Source organism: Curtobacterium sp. MMLR14_006, assembly GCF_001864985.1.
Taxonomy (GTDB): Bacteria; Actinomycetota; Actinomycetes; order Actinomycetales; family Microbacteriaceae; genus Curtobacterium.
Genome location: NZ_MJGU01000023.1, coordinates 458,033 through 479,520, shown reverse-complemented (window position 1 = coordinate 479,520; position 21,488 = coordinate 458,033). Strand labels below are relative to the sequence as shown.

Here is a 21,488-nt window from a genome sequence, read left to right as displayed (position 1 = left end):
GGCCCCGCACCGACACGTCGCCCGCGGAGCATGGGCAGCACCATGAGCGCACGCAGCGTGGAGCGCGGCACGTCCCCTCGGACCGTGGCCGTCGTGACCGAGAGCTTCCTGCCCACCCTGAACGGCGTGACCACCAGCGTCCTGGCGGTCCTCGACCACCTGGAACGCCGCGGTCACCGCGCGGTCGTGATCGCACCGGACACCCCTGGGCTCGCGCAGTTCCGGTCACGGACCGCCGTCGAACGCCACCGCTCCTTCGACGTCCACCGCGTCCCGGCGGTGGCGTACCGCCAGTTCCCGGTCGCGCTCCCCCACCCGGTGCTCGACACGATCCTCGCCGCCTCCGGCGCCGACGTCCTGCACGCCGCGAGTCCGTTCCTGTTGGGTGGGCGCGCGATCACGGCGGCCGGGAGGCTCGGCATCCCCTCCGTCGCCGTCTTCCAGACCGACGTGGCCGGGTTCGCCCGCCGCAACGGCCTGACCGCGACCGTCCCGTTGGTGCGCAGGATCCTCGGTCGCATCCACGCCGGGGCGTCGCTGACGCTCGCCCCGTCGAGCGCGACGGCCGCGATGCTCGCCGAGGACGGCGTGCCCCGGGTCGTGCGCTGGGGACGCGGGGTCGACACCGAGCTGTTCCACCCCGCGCGCCGGACGTCCGGGCACGTGCGGGCGCTCCGCCGCCGACTCGCCCCGGCCGGCGAGACGATCGTCGGCTACGTCGGCCGGCTCGCCCCCGAGAAGGAGGTCGAGCGGCTCGCCGAGCTCGGGGGCGTCCCGGGCATCCGCGTCGTCGTCGCCGGCGGCGGTCCGTCCCGGGCCTTCCTCGAGCGGCGGCTCCGGCACCTCGACGTGACCTTCACCGGCCCCCTGCGCGGCGACGCGCTGGCCGACGCCTACGCGGCGCTCGACGTCTTCGTGCACACCGGGCCGGCGGAGACCTTCGGCCAGACCCTCCAGGAAGCGCACGCGTCGGGGTTGCCCGTGGTCGCCCCCGCGTCGGGCGGGCCGATCGACCTGGTGGCGCCGGGTCTCGACGGCGAGCTCTTCGACCCGGACGCCCCGCAGGCCCTGCGCCAGGCCGTCCTGCGGCTCCACCACGACCGCGCACTGGCGGAACGCATGGGATCGGCCGGCCGCCTGCGGGTCGAGGGGACGACCTGGGAGGCCGTCGGCGACCAGCTCCTCGCCCACCACGACACCGCCCGCGCCATCGGCGCGCCGCCCGTCGGACGGGGCCTCCGGGCCGGTCGGGACGAGAAGGTCGGTGCCCGCGCATAGGATGGGGCGTGTTCCACACGAACACGAACGGCAAGGGCTCGCCGATCGGGCGAGCCCGTCCTACGGAAGGACGAGCTCATGGCTGAGCCAACCGGCGGCGGTACCGCGACCGTCGTGCCCGAGGTCACGATCGAGGCGCCACGCGCCTCTCGGAAGCTCGAGGGCACGCTGTACCGCGGATCGACGGGCATGTGGTCCTGGGTCCTGCACCGGGTCACCGGTGTCGCGATCTACTTCTTCCTGCTCGTGCACATCCTCGACACCGCGCTGGTGCGGCTGTCACCAGAGGCCTACAACGCCGTCATCGGCACGTACAAGACCCCGATCATGAACCTCGGCGAGACCGCCCTGGTGATGGCGATCGTGTTCCACGCCTACAACGGGCTGCGGATCATCCTCGTCGACTTCTGGTCCAAGGGACCGAAGTACCAGCGGGCCATGTTCTGGATCGTCCTCGTCCTCTGGGCGATCACGATCGCGGGCTTCCTGCCCCGCCAGCTCATGAACCTCGTCGCCGACTTCAACTAGGGGCACTGAGATGACCACGCAGACCATCGAGCCCCCGCGCTCGGCCGCCGCCGCCCGCCGCACCACCAACTGGGAGAAGTGGGGCTGGATCTACATGCGCGCCTCGGGCGTGCTGCTCGTCGTGCTGATCTTCGGCCACCTCTTCGTCAACATGGTGGCGGGCGAGGGCGTCAAGCAGATCGACTTCGCCTTCGTCGCCGGCAAGTGGGCCGACCCGTTCTGGAAGGTCTGGGACTCGCTCATGCTGGTCCTCGCGCTCATCCACGGCTCGAACGGCATGCGGACGATCATCAACGACTACGTGGCGAAGCCCGGCGTGCGCAGGACGCTCCTCGGTGCCGTCCTCGTCGCGTGCGTCGCGCTCATCGTCCTCGGCCTGCTCGTGTGCTGGACCTTCGACCCGTGCCCCGCGGGCGCCGCCGCCGCCGACCTGCCGTCCTTCTGCCCGGCGCAGTAGCCCCACCGCCGCTGCCGCCCGCCTTCCCACCGTCTACGGAAAGACCCCTGTGACCACCGAGACCACCGTCCACCACCACCAGTTCGACATCGTCATCATCGGCGCCGGAGGCGCGGGCATGCGTGCCGCGATCGAGGCCGGCCCGAAGGCGAAGACGGCCGTCATCTCGAAGCTGTACCCGACCCGGTCGCACACCGGTGCGGCGCAGGGCGGCATGGCCGCCGCCCTGGCGAACGTCGAAGAGGACTCGTGGGAGTGGCACACCTTCGACACGATCAAGGGCGGCGACTACCTCGTCGACCAGGACGCCGCCGAGATCCTCGCGAAGGAGGCGATCAACGCCGTCATCGACCTCGAGAACATGGGTCTGCCGTTCAACCGCACGCCCGAGGGCAAGATCGACCAGCGCCGGTTCGGCGGGCACACGCGCGACCACGGCAAGTCGCCCGTGCGCCGTGCCTGCTACGCAGCCGACCGCACCGGGCACATGATCCTGCAGACGCTGTTCCAGAACTGCGTGAAGCTCGGTGTCGAGTTCTACAACGAGTTCTACGCACTCGACCTCATCATGGTCGACGTCGTCGGCGACGACGGCGTCACCCGGAAGCAGCCGGCTGGCGTCGTGGCGTTCGAGCTCGCGACCGGCGAGCTGCACGTGTTCCACGCCAAGGCGATGATCTTCGCGACCGGCGGCTTCGGCAAGATGTACAAGACCACCTCGAACGCGCACACGCTCACGGGCGACGGCGTCGGGATCGTCTGGCGCACGGGCCTGCCGCTCGAGGACATGGAGTTCTTCCAGTTCCACCCGACCGGCCTGGCGGGCCTCGGCATCCTGCTCACCGAGGGTGCGCGCGGCGAGGGTGCGATCCTCCGGAACGCGTCGGGCGAGCGCTTCATGGAGCGCTACGCCCCGACCATCAAGGACCTCGCCCCGCGCGACATCGTCGCCCGTTGCATGGTGCAGGAGGTCGCCGAGGGCCGGGGTGCCGGACCGAACAAGGACTACGTCCTGCTCGACTGCACGCACCTCGGGGCAGAGGTCCTCGAGACGAAGCTGCCGGACATCACCGAGTTCGCCCGCACCTACCTCGGCGTCGACCCGGTCGTCGAGCCGGTACCGGTCATGCCCACCGCGCACTACGCGATGGGCGGCATCCCGACGAACACCGACGCCGAGGTCCTGTACGACAACACGACCGTCGTCCCCGGGCTGTACGCCGCGGGCGAGTGCGCCTGCGTGTCGGTGCACGGCTCGAACCGTCTCGGCACGAACTCCCTGCTCGACATCAACGTCTTCGGCAAGCGCTCGGGCAACAACGCCGCCGAGTGGGTCAAGACCGCCGAGTTCCTCCCCCTGCCCGAGGACCCGGCCGCCGGCGTCCGCGCGATGCTCGAGCAGCTCCGCGCGTCGACCGGCACCGAGCGCGTCTCAGCGCTCCGCAAGGAGCTGCAGGAGGAGATGGACAAGAACGCGCAGGTGTTCCGGACCGACGAGTCCCTCGCGCGGGTCACCGAGACCATCCACACGCTCCGAAACCGCTTCACGCAGGTGAGCGTGCAGGACAAGGGCAAGCGGTTCAACACCGACCTGCTCGAGGCCGTCGAGCTCGGCTTCCTGCTCGACCTGGCCGAGGTCGTCGTCTACTCGGCGCGCAACCGCAAGGAGAGCCGCGGCGGGCACATGCGCGACGACTACCCGAAGCGCGACGACGAGAACTACATGCAGCACACGATGGCGTACCTGACGGGTGACCCGCACTCGTCCCTCGCCGACGACCACATCACGCTCGACTGGAAGCCCGTCGTCATGACGCGGTACCAGCCGATGGAGAGGAAGTACTGAGATGACCGACACCCTGGTCTCCGACGCCCCCCGTACCGACGCGGTCGACGCGCCCCCGGGATCCTTCTCCGTCACGCTCATCGTGCGACGGTTCGACCCGGACGTCGACGACGAGCCGCGCTGGCAGGACTTCGACGTCATGATGCTGCCGACCGACCGCATCCTCGACGCGCTGCACAAGATCAAGTGGGAGCAGGACGGGTCCCTCACGTTCCGCCGGTCCTGCGCGCACGGCGTCTGCGGTTCCGACGCGATGCGCATCAACGGCCGCAACCGCCTCGCATGCAAGACCCTCATCAAGGACCTCGACGTCTCGAAGCCGATCTACGTCGAGGCCATCAAGGGCCTGCCGCTCGAGAAGGACCTCGTCGTCGACATGGAGCCCTTCTTCAAGTCCTACCGCGAGGTGCAGCCGTTCCTGCAGGCCTCGACGCCGCCCACCCCGGGCAAGGAGCGCGTGCAGTCCGTCGCCGACCGTGCCCGCTTCGACGACACCACGAAGTGCATCCTCTGCGCGGCGTGCACGTCGTCCTGCCCGGTGTTCTGGACCGACGGGCAGTACTTCGGTCCGGCCGCGATCGTGAACGCGCACCGCTTCATCTTCGACTCGCGCGACGACGCGGCCGACGTGCGACTCGACATCCTCAACGACAAGGAAGGCGTGTGGCGCTGCCGCACGACCTTCAACTGCACGGACGCCTGCCCCCGTGGCATCCAGGTCACGAAGGCGATCTCCGAGGTCAAGCAGGCGCTCATGCGCGGGAAGGCCTGACGCTCGGCGTCGTCCAAGGCTCGCCCGACACCCCACCGATAGGCTCCGGTCCATGACCTTCGCGGACACCCGCCCCATCCTCGACCGACTCGGGTACACGACCCGGTACGTGCAGCTCCCCGGCGAGACCCTGCACGAGCCGCCGGTCGAGGGGGCGCTCCGCATCGTCCCCGGTGCGCAGCCCGACGAGTTCGCCCTCGAGGTCGTCGACTACGGCACCGCCCGCCGGCTCGCGCGCACGCGCGGTGAGCAGGACGCGGTGGAGATGCTCCGCCGGTTCCTCAACCGGCCGTTCCCCGCGCCGCGGGACATCCCGCGGTACGAGCTCGACGGACTCCGCGACCGTGCTGCGACGACCTACCCGCAGCTCGCGCAGCAGGTCGCCCAGGCGGGCGACGCCGGGCTGACGATCCAGATCCCGGCTGGGGTGCCGGTCGACCGCATCGGCGGCCCCGACGGCTACCTGCTGCACCCGCTCGACACCCCGCTGCCGAGCCGGTCGCTGCCGCCGCACGTCGTCGCCGACCCGGAGACCCACCGGTACCTCGTCGAGCGCCCGTTCCTGGTGAACGTCCGCTTCGTGCAGCCCTGGTTCGACCAGCCCGGCGGCGCGCTGCGCTTCCAGATCGCCGACCCGTCGGTGACGGTGCGCGACCTCGTCGTCGACGGTGCCGTCTCGCGGCTCCGGGTGGTCTGAACCCGGATCCGCTCCGGATCACGACGAACCGGCCCGCACCACGCGCGACGTGGTGCGGGCCGGTTCGTTCCGTGCTACCCCTGGTCGGGCCGGTCGTACTGTGCGCCGGCCGGACTGGGCTCGAGGACCCCGAACACGATGGCGGCGACGCCGCTGAACATCGCGATGAGCCAGAACGGGCCGGCCAGGGCCGCGTCGTGCACCCGCCGCCAGCCGAGGGCGATGCTCGGCACGAGGGTGACGAGCACCCAGACGACGTAGAGCGCGAGCAGCAGGAAGACCCACGGGTCGGGGGCCGTGGAGCCGACCGGCTGGCCGTACGCGTCGAACGCGGTGTGCGACGCGATCGTGGCGAACAACGCCACGTAGAAGCCGCCGAAGAGCACCGAGGTGACGATGGCGTTGGCGAGGATCCAGTACCAGAACTCGCTCCGGCTGGCGCGCCCGTCGAAGCGCGCGTACTTCTTGAAGAAGCGCGTGAACGCGTCGAGGAACCCGATGCCGTACCAGGGGGCCCAGAGCGGCGGAGTGCCGTCCGGACCCGTCGGGATCGGCTGCTGGGAGTACTGCGGGAACGGCTGCTGCTGGTAGCCGGGCTGCTGCCCGTACCCGGGCTGCTGCCCGTACCCGGGCTGCTGCCCGTACCCCGGCTGCTGCCCGTACCCCGGCTGCTGCCCGTACCCCGGCTGCTGCCCGTACCCGGGCTGCTGGCCGTAACCCGGCTGCTGCCCGGAGCCCGACTGACCGCCGCCGGGCGGCTGACCCCAGCCGGGCGTGCCGTCGTTGCTCACTTGCTGCCAGTGGGTCGGTCGTAGCGAGCACCCTCGGGGTTCGACGGCAGGAACATCATCACGAAGACCGCGAGCGGGCCGAGGACCGGGATGATCAGCAGCAGCGCGAACAGGCCGCTGAAGCCGCCGTCGTGCAGGCGGCGGACGATCAGCGCCAGCGTGGGGACGAGCAGGACGAGCCCGACGATCCAGAACGGCACGCCGACGACGGGGTTCGTGCTCATCGTCGAGACGCCCGTGTACCCCGGCGTCGACGTGGTCGTCGTGGTGCCGGTGGCGCCGATGAGGATGCCCGTGACGATCGACAGCACGAAGCCGATGATGGCGGCCCAGAGGTACCACCACCAGTACTCGCTGCGGCTAGCCCGCCCGCTGAAGGTCGCGTACTTCTTGAAGAAGCGCGCGAACGCCTTCGGGAACGAGATGCCGTACCACGGCGCCCACAGGGGCGGTTCGCCGTGCGCACCGGTGGCGGGCGGCTGGCCGTACTGCTGCGTGCCGCCGAACTGTGCGTTCGGCTGGCCGTCGCCGTGGTGCTGCGGTTGGTACTGGTCGCTCACGCGGTCCCCCTCGGGTTGTTGGTCGATGCTCACGTCGGAGTCAACCAGAACCCGAGGGGACCCGCGCCGGAAGCTCCTAGCTGCCGTACCCCGCCACGGTCGGGCGGTCGAAGCGCTGCCCCTGCGGGTTCGTGCCGAGGCAGCCGATGACGAGCGAGAACAGGATGCCGAGCGGCGGGATGACGAAGAACAAGGCGAACCAGCCGCTCAGGTTGACGTCGTGCAGGCGACGGACGGTGAGCGCGATGTATCCGAGCGCGCAGGCCAGGCCCCACAGCCGCCCGAACAGGTTCGACACGTCGGCGTCGCCGGGCAGCACGACGTCGATGATCCCACCGACGATCCCGAGCACCACCGACGCGATGGCGAACCAGAGCACCCAGTACCAGTACTCGCTCTGGCTCGCACGGCCGTCGAACCGCACGTACTTCTTCCAGAAGCGCGTGAAGCCCTGTACGAAGGGCGCGTTGTACCAGGGCGCCCACAGGGGCGGCTCCCCGGACGTGCCCGGCTGCTGCGCGTACGGGTTCGGCGAGGACGGCTGTCCGTACTGCCCCTGCTGTCCGTACTGCCCCTGCTGCCCGTACGGGTTCTGCTGGCCGTACTGACTCTGCTGGCCGTACGGGCTCTGCTGCCCGTGCTGCGGCTGCTGGCCGTACGGGCTCTGCTGGCCGTACGGGCTCTGCTGGCCGTACGGGTCCTGCTGGCCGTGCTGCGGCTGCTGCCCGTACGGGTCCTGCGGACCGGACGCGTCGTGGTCGTTCGGCTGCTGGCCGTACGGGTCGCGGGGCGGGTACTGGTCGCTCACTGGTTCGTTCCTTCCGGCGGAGTGCTGTCCCTGAGAGTCTGGCATCCCGCCGGACCGCTCGTGTCGTTCACGGCAGCAGTGCGAGCTTGCCGCCCGGGTGCCCGGACTCGAGCAGCTCGGCGGCTGCACGCGCCTCGGCGAGCGGGAAGGTCCGGGCCACCGGCACGACGAGGTCACCCGCGCCGGCGAGGTCGATCAGCCGCTGTCGCACCGAGTCACGGAACGCCTTGCTGGCGGCCTGGGCTCCCCCGACGGCGGGGAACCCGGCCTCGGCTGCGCGGGCGAAGGCCGCGATGGTGACGATTCGCGACCGGTCGGCGACCAGGGCCAGCGACACGTCGACGGCCTCGTCCGTCCCGACGCAGTCGAGCGCCACGTCGATCCGGTCGCCGTCGCCGTCGCCCGCCAGCGCCCGCACCCGGTGCTCGAGCCCGTCGCCGTAGGCGATCCACTCGCCGCCGAAGTCCGCGACGGTGTCGGCGTTGCGCTCCGACGCCGTCCCGATGACCCGTGCGCCGAGCAGCCGGAGCTGCTGCAGCAGGCTGACCCCGACCGCCCCGGCGGCTCCGTGCACGAGGACCGTGTCGCCGCCGGACGCTCGGCTGACCCGGATCATGTCGGCGGCGGTGGTCGCCGCCAGCAGCAGGTTCGCCGCCTCGGCGAACCCGAGCGTCGCCGGCTTGGCGAACACGTCGGCAGCCGGCACGGTCATCCGCTCGGCCCACCCGCCGTTCACCCGGAACGCCAGGACCTCGTCGCCGACCGCTCCCCCGCCGGACGCGATCGTCGTGTCCGGGCCGAGCGCTTCGATGACGCCGGCGACCTCGTACCCGACGGGGATCGGCAGGTCGTCCGGGTCGCCCTGCCGCGTGTGCTTCGTGTCCGCGGGGTTCATGCCCGCCGCGCGGACGGTGATCGTGACCTCGCCACGGCCGGGAGCGGGGACGTCGGTCTCCACGAACTCCAGGACCTCGCTGCCGCCGAACCGTGGGGCCACCCAGTGCTTCGTCATGCGCCGGACGCTACTCGCGGGTACCGGTGGACGCCGACGGCTGCACCTCCGGCGGCCCCGCGGGGCGCGGTGCTGCACGCGAGCCCGCACACGACGGGAGGCCCGTCACCAGCTGGTGACGGGCCTCCCGGTCGGCGACCTGCGGACGTCAGGCGCGCGCGGAACGGACCCGCTCGGCGAACGCGGCGTGCAGGGGGTGCTGCTCGTCGAGTCCGGTGACCTGCGTCACGACCGCCGCGTCGGACGTGTCCGACGCGAGCAGGGCCCGCAGCTCGACGCTCTGCTCGTCGTCCGGCACGTCGAAGCGGAGCGCGGCGCCCATCGCGTCGAGCAGCGCCGTCGGCTCGGTGCCGTCCTCGGCGAGGGCGGCGGCCGGCGAGACGAAGCGTTCGTCGCGGGACAGCTTGCGCAGCGGCTGGCGACCGACGCGCGTGACGGTGTCGGGCAGGTGCACGTTCTCGAACCGGGCGATGATCGCCTCGACGTACGCGCGGTGCACCTCGGGGTCGAGCTCGTGACGACGGACGAGCAGGTCGCTCGTCTCGGCGAGCACGGCCTCGAGCGCGGAACGCACGGCCGGGATCGCGATCGCGTCAGAGATCTTGTCGGCCCCGGCCACGAACCCGTGGTACGCGACGGTGGCGTGCCCGGTGTTCACGGTGAAGAGCTTCCGCTCGATCGAGGCGTCGAGGCCGTCGACGTAGTGCGCGCCGGGGATCTCCGGCTCGTTCCCGCCGAACGGCGTGCGGTCGATCGCCCACTCGTGGTACGTCTCGACGGTGACGTCGAGGCCGGCGCCCTCGGGCTGCGCGGGGACGATGCGGTCGACGGCGGTGTTCGCGAAGACGGCCTTGGCGAGCGCCGCGTCGCGGCCGTCCTCGGGCAGGGCGGCGACGATGAACTCGCGCAGCCGGTCGGTCGCGTTCAGCGCGTTCTCGCAGGCCATGACGGCGATCGGGGCCGCGTCGGCGTCGCGGGCGACGAGTGCCCGGGCGATGACCGGCGCGATGAACTTCAGGACGTTCGGGCCGACCGCACAGGTCACGACCTGGGCGGCCGCGATCTCGGCGACCACGCCGTCCTCGTCCTGCGCGCTGTTCAGCGCGCGGAAGTTCGTGACCTCGTGGTCCTGCGCCCCGGCCCCCACCTCGTGCACGGTGTACGAGTCGGCGGCGGCGAGGGCGTCGATGAGCGGTGCGGCGACGTCGGCGAAGACGACCTCGTAGCCGGCCTCGTGCAGGAGCAGGCCGACGAAGCCGCGGCCGATGTTGCCCGCGCCGAAGTGGACGGCGGTCCCGGTGCTCACTCGTTGACCTCGCCGAGGATCGACAGGATCGCGGCGGTGTCGCCGGCCTCGGTGAGCTTCTGCACCTCGTCCTCGTCGGAGAACACGATCGCGATCTTCGACAGGATGTCGAGGTGCTCGTTGTTCACGCCGGCGATGCCGACGACGAAGCGCACGGGGTTGCCGTCCCAGTCGATCGGGGTGGCGTAGCGGATGAACGACAGCGCCGACGACTTGATGGCGTCCTTCGCGTCGTTCGTGCCGTGCGGGATCGCGAGGAAGTTGCCCATGTAGGTGGACACGCTCTTCTCGCGCTCGAGCATGGCGGGGTAGTAGTCAGCGGTCACCGCGCCCGCGGCCTCGAGGATCTCGGCCGCCTCCTTCATCGCCTCCGACTTGGTCGGCGCGGTGTCCTCGGTGTGGATCCGGATCTGGCTCTCCTGCAGGACGGGCATCGGTGGTTCTCCTTGGTGTTCGACGACGTGGTGGAGGGGACGGGGTCGCCCCCGTCCCCTCCGATACTGCACTTCGTTACTGGTGGTGGCGTTACTGGTTCTTGAGCTGCTCGACGACCTGGTCGTACTGCGGCGCGTTCATGAAGTTGCCGACCGACACGTGCTGTGCGTTCGGGTTCTTCTGCTTGGCGCGCTCGGTCAGCTCCTCCTGCGTGATGATCAGGTCCTCGTCACCGGACAGGTTCGCGATCGCCTTGTTGGAGACCGTGACCCCTTCGATGCCCGCCTTCTTGATCTTGTTGCGCAGGACGCTGGCGCCCATGGCGCTCGAGCCCATGCCGGCGTCGCAGGCGAACACGAGGTTCTGCACGCGGGTCGCCGTGGTGGTCGCCGAGCCGACGCCACCGAGGCTGGCCTCGGCCTCTTCCTCGTTGGCCGGGGAGTTGTTGCCGAGCAGGCCCGCGGTCGCCGAGTTGACGTCGCGGCCCTTGTTCGCCTGGAGCTTCGCCATCGCGGCGCTCATGTCACCGTCGTTGCCGGAGGCGAGGTCGCGCTTGCGGGTGGCGATGAGGAAGAACGACGCGACCGCGAACGACACGGCGGCCGAGAGCACGACCGACAGGATCACGCCGAGGAAGCTGTCACGCGGGGTGTTGCCGAGCACGGCGATGATCGAACCCGGGGAGGCCGGGGCCGTCAGGCCGGAGTTGAAGATGACGTTGGTCAGCACGCCGGTGCCACCACCGAGGATGACGGCGACGAACAGGACCGGCTTCTGCAGCACGTACGGGAAGTAGATCTCGTGGATGCCACCGAAGAACTGGATGATGATCGCGCCGGGAGCGGTCGACCGCGCGATGCCCATGCCGAAGAACGTGAAGGCGAGCAGGATGCCGAGACCCGGGCCGGGGTTGGCCTCGAGCAGGAACAGGATCGACTTGCCCGACTCCTTGACCTGGTCGACACCGAGCTGGTCGAGCACGCCGTGGTTGATGGCGTTGTTGAGGAAGAAGACCTTCGCCGGCTCGATGAAGACGCTGGCGAGCGGCAGCAGCGAGTGCGTGATGAGGAACTCCACGGCGACACCGAGCGCGTCGGCGATGGCGGTGAAGACCTTCGAGAGCCAGAAGAACCCGGCCAGGAACAACCCGAACCCGAGGATGCCCGCGGAGTAGTTGTTCACGAGCATCTCGAAGCCCGGCTTGATCTTGCCGTCCCAGAGGCGGTCCATCTGCTTCACGAGGTACGCGCCGAGCGGGCCACAGATCATCGCGCCGAGGATCATCGTCGTGCCGGAGCCGAGGATGACGCCCATCGCGAAGATCGAGCCGACCACCGCACCGCGGGTGTCGTACACCATGCGGCCACCCTGGATCGCGATGGCGAGCGGGATGAGGTACGTCAGGATCGGGCCGACGACACCCACGACGCTGCCGTCACGGGAGCCACCGAGGGCGGCGACCGGCGTCCAGCCGTCCGGGATGAAGAAGGCGGTGATGATGCCCCACGCGATGAAGATCGCGATGTTGGGCATGACCATGCCGGAGAGGAACGTGCCGAACTTCTGAACGGCGACGCGTGCGCCGCCCCGCGACTTCGCGGGGGCGTCGGGCGCTGCAACGGACGACGTTGTCATGTGCGGTGACTTTCTGTGTGGTGGTGCTGCTGCAGTGGGAGGTGGGGTGGTGCTGGGGCGGCTCAGGCGGCGTGCGCCGCGGCCGCGGCGGACTTCGCGGCCGCCGCCGTGCTCGCGGCGAGTGCTGCCGTCGCCATCTCGCGGGCCTGTTCGAGCGTGTGGGTGCCGAGTTCGGCGCGCACGTCGGCCAGGGCCGCGGGGGTCATGGAGAGGGTGGTGGCACCGAGGCCGACGAGCACCACGGCGAGCAGCGGGTCGGCTGCGGCCTCGCCGCAGATCCCGACGGCCTTGCCCGCGGCGGCCCCGGCGGCGCCGAGCTGCGCGACGAGGCGCAGGACAGCGGGGTGCCACGGGTCCTGGTAGGACGCGACGGTGCCGAGCATGCGGTCGGCGGCCATCGTGTACTGGGTCAGGTCGTTCGTGCCGATCGACACGAAGTCGGCGTTCTGGAACACCTGGTCGGCCATCAGCGCGAGCGAGGGGACCTCGGCCATCACACCGGCGGTGCGGATGCCGAGTTCGCGGGCGAGGTCGACGAAGTACTCGGTCTCCTCGGCGTCGGCGACCATCGGCGCCATGACCCAGAGGTCGGCCTCGGTCTCGGCGTCGGCCTGGGCGAGGGCGGTGAGCTGGTCGCGCAGCACCTCGGGGTGGTTCCGCAGGGCGCGGAGGCCACGACGACCGAGCGCCGGGTTCTCCTCGTCCTTGTCGGTGAGGAAGGGCAGCGGCTTGTCGGCGCCGGCGTCGAGCGCCCGGACGACGACCTTCTTGCCGGGGAACGCGGCGAGGAGCTGCTTGTAGGACTCCTTCTGCTCCTCGACGGTGGGCGCCTTGGGCGAGTCGAGGAAGAGGAACTCGGTGCGGAAGAGCCCCACGCCCTCCGCACCGAGAGCAACGGCGCCGGCGGCGTCGGCGGGGCTGCCGAGGTTCGCGAGCAGCGGGACGACGTGGCCGTCGGCGAGGGCACCGGCGGTGAGCGGTGCGGCCGCGGCGGCGAGCCGGTCCGCGATGCGCTGGTCGACCTCGGCGACGAGGGCCTCGGAGGGGTCGGTGACGACGGTGCCGTCGACCGCGTCGACGACGACGTGGACGCCGTCGGCCAGGTCGTCGGCGCCGGTCACGCCGACGATGGCCGTGATGCCCTTGGCACGGGCGAGGATCGCCGTGTGCGAGGTCGGGCCGCCGTCACGGGTGACGAGCGCGAGCACCTTGTCGAGGTCGAGCAGGGCCGTGTCCGCCGGGGCGAGGTCACGGGCCACGAGCACGAAGGGGGTGTCCGACTCGGGGACGCCCGGCGCGTGCACGCCGCGGAGCTTGGCGATGATGCGCTGCGCGACATCGTCGAGGTCGGCGGCGCGCTCCCCCATGTAGCCGCCCATGCCGACGAGCAGGTCGCGGAACTGCGCGAACGCCTCGTACACGGCGCGCTCGGCGTTCGTGCCGCCGTCGATGCGGGTGTGCACGTCGTCGAGGAGCGTCGGGTCCTGCGCCATGAGCGCCTGCGCCTCGAGCACGGCCTGGGCGTCGCCGCCGGCGAGCTGTCCGCGCTTGTTGAGGTCCTCGGCCACGGCGGCCAGCGCGTCGTGCACGGCCTGCTTCGCGTCGTCCGCCGAACCGGTCAGCGCGTCCTTCGACGGTTCGCCGAGGGGGTCCGCCATGCGGAGCACGGGGCCGTGGGCGACGCCACGGCCGACGCCGGTGCCGAGCAGTTCGGACATTCGAGACTCCTTCATCTCACGCGCGCTTGCGGTGGGGTGGTTCGTTCGGTGCACAGCGGCACGGCAGGCGGACCACGCCCGTGCGGCTCGTGCAGCACCCTACCCCGATCCGCGTTGACAAACAAACACATCCGGGGATAAAAATGCAGAAACAGATGCCCGTTTGCGTCTGCCGGCCACGCGCTCTGCGCCGAGTCCGGCGTGGATGTGCCCGGACATGTCCGTTCTGTTCCGACCCGGAGACGACGAGGCCCGATGTACGCACCAGAGCGCCACCAGCGCATCGTCGACCAGGCGCGCACGCACGGCCGGGTCGACGTGAAGGACCTCGCCGAGTCCCTCGAGGTCACCCCCGAGACGATCCGCCGCGACCTCACCTCGCTCGAGCGGCGCGGCCTGGTCCGGCGCGCGCACGGCGGCGCGATCCCGGTCGAGCGCATCACCCTGCACCCCGGCGTCGGCGACCGCGGCGGCATCAACCAGGCCGAGAAGATGGTCATCGCCGAGGCCGCGCTCGAGGAGCTGCCGGAGAACGGCTCGGTCATGATCGACGCCGGCACCTCGACCATCTGCCTCGCGGAGATGCTCCCCACCGACCGCGGGCTGACGGTCGTGACGCACTCGCTGCCCGTCGCGATGGCGGTCGCCGGCCGCCCCGGCATCGACCTGCACCTGCTCGGCGGCAACATCCGCAGCGACTCGCTCGCCGGCGTCGGCACGTGGACGCACCAGCTCATCGGCATGGTCAGCGTCGACGTGGCCTTCGTCAGCATCAACGGCATCACGCCGGAGCGCGGCCTGACGACGCACAACATGGCCGAGGCCGCGGTGAAGTCCGCGATGATCAAGTCCGCCCGACGGAGCATCCTGCTCGCGGACCACACCAAGTTCGGCCGCGAGGAGTTCGGCCGCGTCGCCCCCCTCGCCGCGATCGACACGATCATCACGGACCCCGCCGTCAACGCCGACCTCGTCCGCGAGGTCGAGGCCGCCGGCACCGAGGTCTTCTGGCCCGGCCGCGACTGACCCGCCGGCCACGTCCCGGAACCGTCCACCCCGCGCTCGCTAGCATGAGCGCTCCACCCGTCGACAGGAGTACATCGATGTCCGAAGCCACCCGCACCGTCACCGTCGCCAGCGCGTCCGGCCTGCACGCCCGACCCGCCTCCCTCTTCGTCCAGACCGTGACGGCGTCGGGCCACCAGGTCACGATCGCCAAGGGCGACAAGTCCGGCAACGCCGGCAGCATCCTCGCCCTGCTCGGGCTCGGCATCGAGCACGGCGACGAGGTCACCCTCACGGTGACCGGCGACGACGCCGAGACGACGGCGGACAGCCTGGTCGAGTTCCTCGGGACGGACCACGACGCGGCCTGACCGCACAGGTCGCGTCCCGGACGCGACCACCTGACGTACGGGAGGCCCGTGGCTGCGCAGCCACGGGCCTCCCGTCCGCCTCCTGGTCGCTCCTACTGCCCCAGGGACGGGATCGGACGCAGCTCACCCCAGCCGAACGAGCTCTCGGCGATGAAGTCCTGCAGGTCGTCGGCCAGGTCGTGGAGGAGCCCGGCCAGGTCGTCGACGTCGTCCGGGAGGCTCCTCGACCCCTGGGTCTCGCCCACGATCGTCCAGACGACGGACATTGAGCCGTCGACGACGTCGTCCTGCTCCTGGTCGAGTTCCCAGTCGCCGTGCGGACCCACCCAGAAGCGGGCGGAGCGGAACTCGTCCGGACGGAGCATCTGCTCGGCCACGGGCCGGAACGCGGCGAGCAGCTCGCCGACGGTCATCACGACGGTCACGGTCCGATCGTACGACCGAGGGGTGTCCGCAGCCGCCGATAGGGTGTTGTGCATGACCCGCCTGCGCCTCGCATCCGTCAACGTGAACGGCGTCCGCGCCGCCTTCCGCAAGGGCATGGGCGACTGGCTCGCGACACGTGACGTCGACGTGCTGGCCCTGCAGGAGGTCCGCGCCTCGAGCGACGACCTCGCCGCGCTGCTCGGCGACGAGTGGGACATCGTGCACGACCCCGCGACCGCGAAGGGCCGTGCCGGTGTGGCGATCGCATCGCGGCACGGTGCGCACGTGCACCGCGTGGCGCTCGGCCCGGACGACTTCGACTCGGCGGGCCGCTGGCTCGAGGCCGACTACGAGATCGGCGGCACCACGGTGACCGTCGTGTCCACGTACGTGCACTCCGGCGAGGCCGACACCCCCAAGCAGGACGAGAAGTGGAAGTTCCTCGACGCGATGACGGAGCGGCTCCCCGCGCTCCGCGAGCACAACCCGCTCGCCGTCGTCGTCGGCGACCTGAACGTCGGGCACGACCAGCGGGACATCAAGAACTGGAAGGGCAACGTCAAGCGCGCGGGCTTCCTGCCCCGTGAGCGTGCCTACTTCTCGCGGTTCTTCGGCGAGCAGGGCGCCGAGGTCGAGGGGGCCGACGGTTCCACCGGCCCCGGTCTCGGGTGGGTCGACGTCGGCCGCGCCCAGGCCGGCGACGTCGACGGGCCGTACACGTGGTGGTCCTGGCGCGGCCAGGCCTTCGACAACGACACCGGCTGGCGCATCGACTACCAGGTGGCCACGCCCGACCTCGCCGCGAAGGTGACGGAGTACACGGTCGACCGCGCCGCGGCGTACGACCAGCGATGGTCCGACCACGCCCCCGTGGTCGTCGACTACGAACTCTGACCCCCGCTCCTCGCCCCACCTCACGCACAGGACCACCACCATGACCACCACCCGCATCTTCTCGGGCATCCAGCCGTCCGCCGGCTCGCTGCACCTCGGCAACTACGTCGGGGCGCTCATGCAGTGGCGGACGCTGCTCGACGACCACGACGCCATCTACTGCGTCGTCGACATGCACGCCATCACCTCCCCGCAGGACCCGGCCGAGCTCCGGGCGAACACCCGTGCGACGGCCGCGCAGTACATCGCCTCGGGCATCGACCCGACGAAGGCGACCCTGTTCGTGCAGTCGCACGTGCCCGCGCACGCCGAACTCGCCTGGGTGCTCAACACCCTGACCGGCTTCGGCGAGGCGAGCCGGATGACCCAGTTCAAGGACAAGTCCGCGCGGCAGGGCGCCGAGGCCGCCTCGGTCGGGCTCTTCACCTACCCGATCCTGATGGCCGCCGACATCCTGCTGTACGACACGAAGGTCGTGCCGGTCGGCGACGACCAGCGGCAGCACGTCGAGCTCACCCGCGACCTCGCCGGGCGCTTCAACTCGCGGTTCGGCGACACGTTCGTGGTGCCCGAGGCCCGGATCCTCACGGAGACCGCCCGGATCTACGACCTGCAGGACCCGACGAGCAAGATGAGCAAGTCCGCGGCGTCGGACAACGGCCTCATCCGGCTGCTCGACGACCCGAAGCGCACCGCGAAGAAGATCCGCTCCGCGGTGACCGACACCGAGCGCGAGATCCGCGCCGACCGTCAGGCGAAGCCGGGGATCACGAACCTGCTGTCGATCCTGTCGGCGTTCACGGGGTCCTCGATCGCCTCGCTCGAGGCGTCGTTCGCCGGCAAGGGCTACGGCGACCTGAAGGGCGAGGTCGCCGACGCCGTCGTGGCCGAGCTCGAGCCGGTCCGTGCCCGCACCCTCGAGCTGCTCGACGACCCGGCGGAGCTCGACCGCCTGCTCGCCGTCGGCGCCGACCGCGCCGAGGCCATCGCGCAGGACACCCTGGCACGGGTGTACGACCGCATCGGGTTCGTCCCCCGCACCCGCGGCTGACCGTGCAACCCGTCACGCTCGAGTCCGCGCGGGTCCGGCTCGACGTCCCGACCCGCGCGGACACGGCGGCGATCACCGCGGCGTGCCAGGACCCGGACGTCATCCGGTGGACGACGATCCCGACGCCGTACCGCGACCAGGACGCCCGCACGTTCGTCGACGCGCTCGTCGGCCCGGGCTGGGCGTCGGACCGCGAGTACACCTGGGCGATCCGCCGGCCGGGGTCGACCTGGCTCGACGGGATCATCTCGTACCGCACCGCCGGCCGCGACCTCGGGTTCTGGCTCGCGCCGTCCGCCCGGGGCGCCGGGCTCATGCACCACGCGGTCGAACTCGTCGTCGGCTGGGCCTTCGACCGGGGCGCCCCCGACGTCTACTGGGAGTGCTACGCGGGCAACACCGCGTCGGCGTCGGTCGCGCGCCGCGCGGGCTTCTCGTACACGGGCACCGGCGAGGCCCGCGTGCCCGGCCGCGACGGCGGGCCGACGCCCGCGTGGACGGGCCTGCGTCGCGCAGACGGCGCTGCCGCGTCGGCCCTGCCGTGGCCGACACCCGCCTGAGGTGACACGTCACCGACCGACCGCCGGTAGGCTCGGCGCGTGAACGACTCGGTACGCCCCGACGAGGTCCGCGCGATGCGCCGCGGCCTCGAACTCGCCGCCCTCGGGCCGGCCGTCGGCGACCACGCCCGCGTCGGCGCGGTGATCCTCTCCCCCGACGGCGAGGTCCTCGCCGAGGGCTGGCACAAGGGCGCCGGCACCCCGCACGCCGAGGTCGACGCCATGGCGAAGGTCGACCCGGCACTGCTCCGCGGAGCCGCCGCCGTCGTCACCCTCGAGCCCTGCAACCACGTCGGTCGCACCGGCCCCTGCGCGGTGGCACTGCTCGACGCCGGCATCGGACGGGTCGTGTACGCCGTCGACGACCCGGGCGACCAGGCGCACGGCGGCGCCGACCGGCTGCGGGCCGGCGGGGTCGAGGTCGTCCCCGGCGTCCTCGCCGACGAGGCCGAGGCGTTCCTGGAACGCTGGCTCACCTCGGTCCGGCTCGACCGTCCCTGGGTGACGGTCAAGTGGGCGTCGAGCCTCGACGGCCGGGCAGCCGCGGCCGACGGCACGAGCCGCTGGATCACCGGTGCCGCCGCACGGCAGCACGTCCACGAGCAGCGTGCGGCGCACGACGCGATCCTGGTCGGCACGGGCACGGTGCTCGCCGACGACCCGAGCCTGACGGCACGCGGGGACGCCGGCGAACTGCTCGCCGACCAACCGCTCGCCGTCGTGCTCGGCGACCGACCGGTGCCGGACGACGCCGCCGTCCGTCGGCACCCGCGCGGCCTGGTGACCCTCCCTGGCCACGACCTCGTCGCCGCGCTCCGTGCCCTGCGCGGGCACGGCGTGCACTCGGTCTTCGTCGAGGGCGGACCGACCGTGGCGTCGGCGCTCGTCGCCGCGGGCCTCGTCGACGAGTACCTGGTCTACCTCGCCCCCGTGCTGCTCGGCGGCCCGCGCACCGCACTCGACGACCTCGGGGTGGGAAGCATGCCGGACCGTCGACGGTTGCACGTACTATCGACCACCAGCCTGGGCCCCGATCTGCTGGTCCGAGCCCGACCGCACCACGCTGCACCCGGGCACGACGGGCCCACGAACGACCGGAGCACCACATGACCGACGCACTCACCTCCCCCACCCCCGGGAGCCCGGTCCAGTTCGAGGTCGCGACGAACGTGCCGACGACCCACGGCACCTTCGAGATGCGCGCCTACCGGGACCTCGTCACCGGGGCCGAGCACGTCGCCGTCATCGGCAGGACCCCCGACGGCGCCGCGCCGACCGACGGCGCCCTGGTCCGCGTGCACTCCGAGTGCCTGACCGGCGAGGCGTTCGGGTCGCTCAAGTGCGAGTGCGGGCCGCAGCTCGACGCCGCGCTCGACACGATCGCCGCCGAGGGCGGGGTCGTCGTCTACCTGCGCGGCCACGAGGGACGCGGCATCGGGCTCGTCAACAAGCTCAAGGCGTACCGCCTGCAGGAGGACGGTCTCGACACCCTCGACGCCAACCTCGCGCTCGGCCTGCCCGCCGACTCCCGCGACTACGGCGGCGCCGCCGGCATCCTCGCCGACCTCGGCATCACGAACGTCCGGCTCCTGTCGAACAACCCGGAGAAGCGCCGCCAGCTCGAGGAGCACGGCGTGACCGTCGAGTCGCTCGTCCCGCTCGTGGTGGGGATCTCGGCGCAGAACGCCGGGTACCTCGACACCAAGCGGGACCGGATGGGCCACCAGCTGCCCGCCCACCTCGAGGCCGGTGCCGCCAGCTGACTCCGGGCTGATTCGCAGGTTGCCGACGTCTGTCGTATGATCGACGCCTCCGTCACGAGCGGTCCCCCTTCCCCGAACGCACCCGACCGGTGTCCGCGCCACCCCGCGCGAGCCGGTCGGCGTCCGCCGTCCGGGGCACCGCCGCGCTCCCCGTGAGCGTCACCCTCGGAGTCCCCTCACCCCATGTCCGCCGCACCGGCACCCACCACCGCCCCCTCGAAGCCCACGGGCAACCCGCGCTCCCGCGTCGTCGTCGCCAGCCTCGTCGGCACCACCATCGAGTTCTACGACTTCTACGTCTACGCGACCGCCGCGGTCCTCGTCTTCCCGACCCTGTTCTTCCCGAACGAGGACCCCACGGCGTCGCAGCTGTCGTCCTTCGTCACCTTCGCGCTCGCGTTCTTCGCACGGCCGGTCGGCTCGGTCCTGTTCGGCCACTTCGGCGACCGGATCGGCCGCAAGACCACCCTCGTCGCGTCCCTGCTCGTGATGGGCACGGCCACCTTCCTCATCGGCTGCCTGCCGACGTTCGACACGATCGGCGTCTGGGCCCCCGCACTGCTCGGCGTGATGCGCTTCGCCCAGGGTGTCGGCCTCGGCGGCGAGTGGTCCGGTGCCGCGCTGCTCGCGACCGAGAACGCCCCGGAGGGCCGCCGCGGGGTCTTCGGATCGATGCCGCAGCTCGGCGCGCCGATCGGGTTCCTGCTCGCCAACGGCCTGTTCATCGCCATCAACGCCGCGATGCCCGCCGCTGCCGACGGCACCCCGAACGCCGACTTCCAGGCGTGGGGCTGGCGCATCCCCTTCCTGCTCTCCGCGGTGATGGTCGTCATCGGCCTGTACGTGCGGTTCCGGCTCGTCGAGTCCCCCGCCTTCCGCGGTGTCCAGGAGTCCGGCACGGTGGCGAAGGTCCCGCTCGGCCGGGTGTTCCGCACCTCGTGGAAGGCCGTCATCGTCGGCACCTTCGGCATGGTCGCGACGTACGTGCTCTTCTACTTCCTGACGACGTTCACCTTGCAGTACGGCACCACCGGCACCGAGAACAGCCCGCTCGTACCGAAGGTCGGACTCGGCTACTCCCGTGGGGAGTTCCTGACCCTGCTCATGATCGGCGTCGTGTTCTTCGGCGTCTTCACCCCGGTCGCCGGCTGGCTCGCAGACCGGTTCGGCCGACGCCGCACGCTCATCCCGACGACCGTCGGCATCGCCCTGTTCGGCCTGATGTTCCAGCTGTGGTTCGCCGCGTCCACCGGCCCGATCACGGTGGTGACGTTCCTGGTCGTCGGGCTGTCGCTCATGGGGCTGACGTTCGGACCGATGGGTGCCCTGCTGCCGGAGCTCTTCCCGACGAACGTCCGCTACACCGGCTCGGCGATCGCGTACAACGTCGCGTCGATCCTCGGGGCCTCGCTCGCGCCGACCATCGCGCTGGCGCTGTGGCGGCCGGACGGCAACATCTTCCTGGTCGGGCTCTACCTGACCCTCGCGGCCGTCGTGACCCTCGTCGCGCTGCTGTTCGTCCGCGAGACCAAGAGCACCGACCTCGACGCCTGAGCGGCGAGGCGGGCAGGGCGG

At 71.4% G+C, this 21,488-nt stretch carries 22 protein-coding genes and 1 pseudogene; 14 read left to right on the top strand and 9 right to left on the bottom strand.

All coding sequences use genetic code 11. The annotated features are described in order from the left end of the window. Positions 1-42 precede the first annotated feature (42 nt). The 6 genes from BIU94_RS14105 (at position 43) to BIU94_RS14080 (ending at position 5,578) form a co-directional block, all read left to right on the top strand. On the top strand, positions 43-1,278 hold the full coding sequence (locus tag BIU94_RS14105) for a glycosyltransferase family 1 protein (RefSeq protein WP_254782998.1): 1,236 nt from the start codon (positions 43-45) through the stop codon (positions 1,276-1,278). Positions 1,279-1,356: 78 nt separating this feature from the next. After that, complete coding sequence (sdhC, locus tag BIU94_RS14100) at positions 1,357-1,806, top strand: succinate dehydrogenase, cytochrome b556 subunit (protein WP_083404849.1); 450 nt, start codon at positions 1,357-1,359, stop codon at positions 1,804-1,806. A gap of 10 nt (positions 1,807-1,816) precedes the next feature. After that, positions 1,817-2,263: a succinate dehydrogenase, hydrophobic membrane anchor protein gene (sdhD, locus tag BIU94_RS14095; RefSeq protein ID WP_071261442.1), complete on the top strand. Its 447-nt coding sequence runs from the start codon at positions 1,817-1,819 to the stop codon at positions 2,261-2,263. Between the two features lie 49 nt (positions 2,264-2,312). Continuing rightward, the gene (sdhA, locus tag BIU94_RS14090) at positions 2,313-4,109 is read left to right on the top strand and encodes a succinate dehydrogenase flavoprotein subunit (protein ID WP_071261440.1); all 1,797 of its coding nucleotides are present in this window, start codon (positions 2,313-2,315) and stop codon (positions 4,107-4,109) included. Position 4,110: 1 nt separating this feature from the next. Further along, positions 4,111-4,881, top strand: a complete 771-nt coding sequence (locus BIU94_RS14085) for a succinate dehydrogenase iron-sulfur subunit (RefSeq protein WP_071261437.1) — start codon at positions 4,111-4,113, stop codon at positions 4,879-4,881. A 52-nt stretch (positions 4,882-4,933) separates the two neighbouring features. Beyond that, complete coding sequence (locus BIU94_RS14080) at positions 4,934-5,578, top strand: TNT domain-containing protein (RefSeq protein ID WP_071261435.1); 645 nt, start codon at positions 4,934-4,936, stop codon at positions 5,576-5,578. 74 nt (positions 5,579-5,652) lie between these two features. Here the strand turns inward: BIU94_RS14080 and BIU94_RS14075 are convergent, their stop codons facing one another. From BIU94_RS14075 to ptsP, 8 genes are all read right to left on the bottom strand, one after another. Then, complete coding sequence (locus tag BIU94_RS14075) at positions 5,653-6,369, bottom strand: DUF805 domain-containing protein (protein WP_083404848.1); 717 nt, start codon at positions 6,367-6,369, stop codon at positions 5,653-5,655. Next, complete coding sequence (locus BIU94_RS14070) at positions 6,366-6,929, bottom strand: DUF805 domain-containing protein (RefSeq protein ID WP_083404847.1); 564 nt, start codon at positions 6,927-6,929, stop codon at positions 6,366-6,368. Before BIU94_RS14070 ends, BIU94_RS14075 begins: the two co-directional genes overlap by 4 nt. 76 nt (positions 6,930-7,005) lie before the next feature. Then, positions 7,006-7,737, bottom strand: a complete 732-nt coding sequence (locus BIU94_RS18135; protein WP_254783000.1) for a DUF805 domain-containing protein — start codon at positions 7,735-7,737, stop codon at positions 7,006-7,008. 67 nt (positions 7,738-7,804) lie between these two features. Then, entirely contained in the window at positions 7,805-8,749 is a 945-nt protein-coding gene (locus BIU94_RS14060; protein ID WP_071261431.1) for an NADP-dependent oxidoreductase, read from the bottom strand. Between the two features lie 148 nt (positions 8,750-8,897). Beyond that, entirely contained in the window at positions 8,898-10,055 is a 1,158-nt protein-coding gene (locus BIU94_RS14055; RefSeq protein WP_071261428.1) for a mannitol-1-phosphate 5-dehydrogenase, read from the bottom strand. Then, positions 10,052-10,489 carry a PTS sugar transporter subunit IIA gene (locus tag BIU94_RS14050; protein WP_071261425.1) on the bottom strand — a complete coding sequence of 146 codons (438 nt, stop codon included), beginning with the start codon at positions 10,487-10,489 and terminating at the stop codon, positions 10,052-10,054. Before BIU94_RS14050 ends, BIU94_RS14055 begins: the two co-directional genes overlap by 4 nt. Before the next feature lie 91 nt (positions 10,490-10,580). Continuing rightward, complete coding sequence (locus tag BIU94_RS14045; RefSeq protein ID WP_071261423.1) at positions 10,581-12,125, bottom strand: PTS mannitol transporter subunit IICB; 1,545 nt, start codon at positions 12,123-12,125, stop codon at positions 10,581-10,583. Between the two features lie 62 nt (positions 12,126-12,187). Continuing rightward, positions 12,188-13,843 (bottom strand): phosphoenolpyruvate--protein phosphotransferase, encoded by a 1,656-nt coding sequence (gene ptsP, locus BIU94_RS14040; RefSeq protein WP_071261420.1) that lies wholly within the window; start codon positions 13,841-13,843, stop codon positions 12,188-12,190. A 255-nt stretch (positions 13,844-14,098) separates the two neighbouring features. Between ptsP and BIU94_RS14035 the strand changes: the two genes are divergently transcribed. Further along, positions 14,099-14,869 (top strand): DeoR/GlpR family DNA-binding transcription regulator, encoded by a 771-nt coding sequence (locus BIU94_RS14035; protein WP_071261418.1) that lies wholly within the window; start codon positions 14,099-14,101, stop codon positions 14,867-14,869. Positions 14,870-14,946: 77 nt separating this feature from the next. Further along, positions 14,947-15,219, top strand: a complete 273-nt coding sequence (locus BIU94_RS14030; protein ID WP_071261388.1) for an HPr family phosphocarrier protein — start codon at positions 14,947-14,949, stop codon at positions 15,217-15,219. A 92-nt stretch (positions 15,220-15,311) separates the two neighbouring features. On the opposite strand, the gene BIU94_RS14025 is transcribed toward BIU94_RS14030, so the two are convergent. Further along, positions 15,312-15,644, bottom strand: a complete 333-nt coding sequence (locus BIU94_RS14025; protein ID WP_071261386.1) for a hypothetical protein — start codon at positions 15,642-15,644, stop codon at positions 15,312-15,314. A gap of 52 nt (positions 15,645-15,696) precedes the next feature. Here BIU94_RS14025 and BIU94_RS14020 point away from each other — a divergent pair, with 52 nt between their 5' ends. The 6 genes and pseudogenes from BIU94_RS14020 (at position 15,697) to BIU94_RS13995 (ending at position 21,467) form a co-directional block, all read left to right on the top strand. Next, positions 15,697-16,539, top strand: a complete 843-nt coding sequence (locus BIU94_RS14020; RefSeq protein ID WP_071261381.1) for an exodeoxyribonuclease III — start codon at positions 15,697-15,699, stop codon at positions 16,537-16,539. Positions 16,540-16,579: 40 nt separating this feature from the next. Next, positions 16,580-17,590, top strand: a complete 1,011-nt coding sequence (gene trpS, locus BIU94_RS14015; protein WP_071261379.1) for a tryptophan--tRNA ligase — start codon at positions 16,580-16,582, stop codon at positions 17,588-17,590. 2 nt (positions 17,591-17,592) lie between these two features. Then, positions 17,593-18,150, top strand: a complete 558-nt coding sequence (locus BIU94_RS14010) for a GNAT family N-acetyltransferase (RefSeq protein ID WP_071261376.1) — start codon at positions 17,593-17,595, stop codon at positions 18,148-18,150. A 75-nt stretch (positions 18,151-18,225) separates the two neighbouring features. Beyond that, positions 18,226-19,260 carry a bifunctional diaminohydroxyphosphoribosylaminopyrimidine deaminase/5-amino-6-(5-phosphoribosylamino)uracil reductase RibD gene (ribD, locus tag BIU94_RS14005; protein WP_071262148.1) on the top strand — a complete coding sequence of 345 codons (1,035 nt, stop codon included), beginning with the start codon at positions 18,226-18,228 and terminating at the stop codon, positions 19,258-19,260. 29 nt (positions 19,261-19,289) lie between these two features. Next, positions 19,290-19,913: pseudogene (ribA, locus tag BIU94_RS14000) on the top strand (GTP cyclohydrolase II); the annotation flags it as partial. Positions 19,914-20,096: 183 nt separating this feature from the next. Beyond that, positions 20,097-21,467, top strand: a complete 1,371-nt coding sequence (locus tag BIU94_RS13995; protein WP_071261366.1) for an MFS transporter — start codon at positions 20,097-20,099, stop codon at positions 21,465-21,467. Positions 21,468-21,488 lie beyond the last annotated feature (21 nt).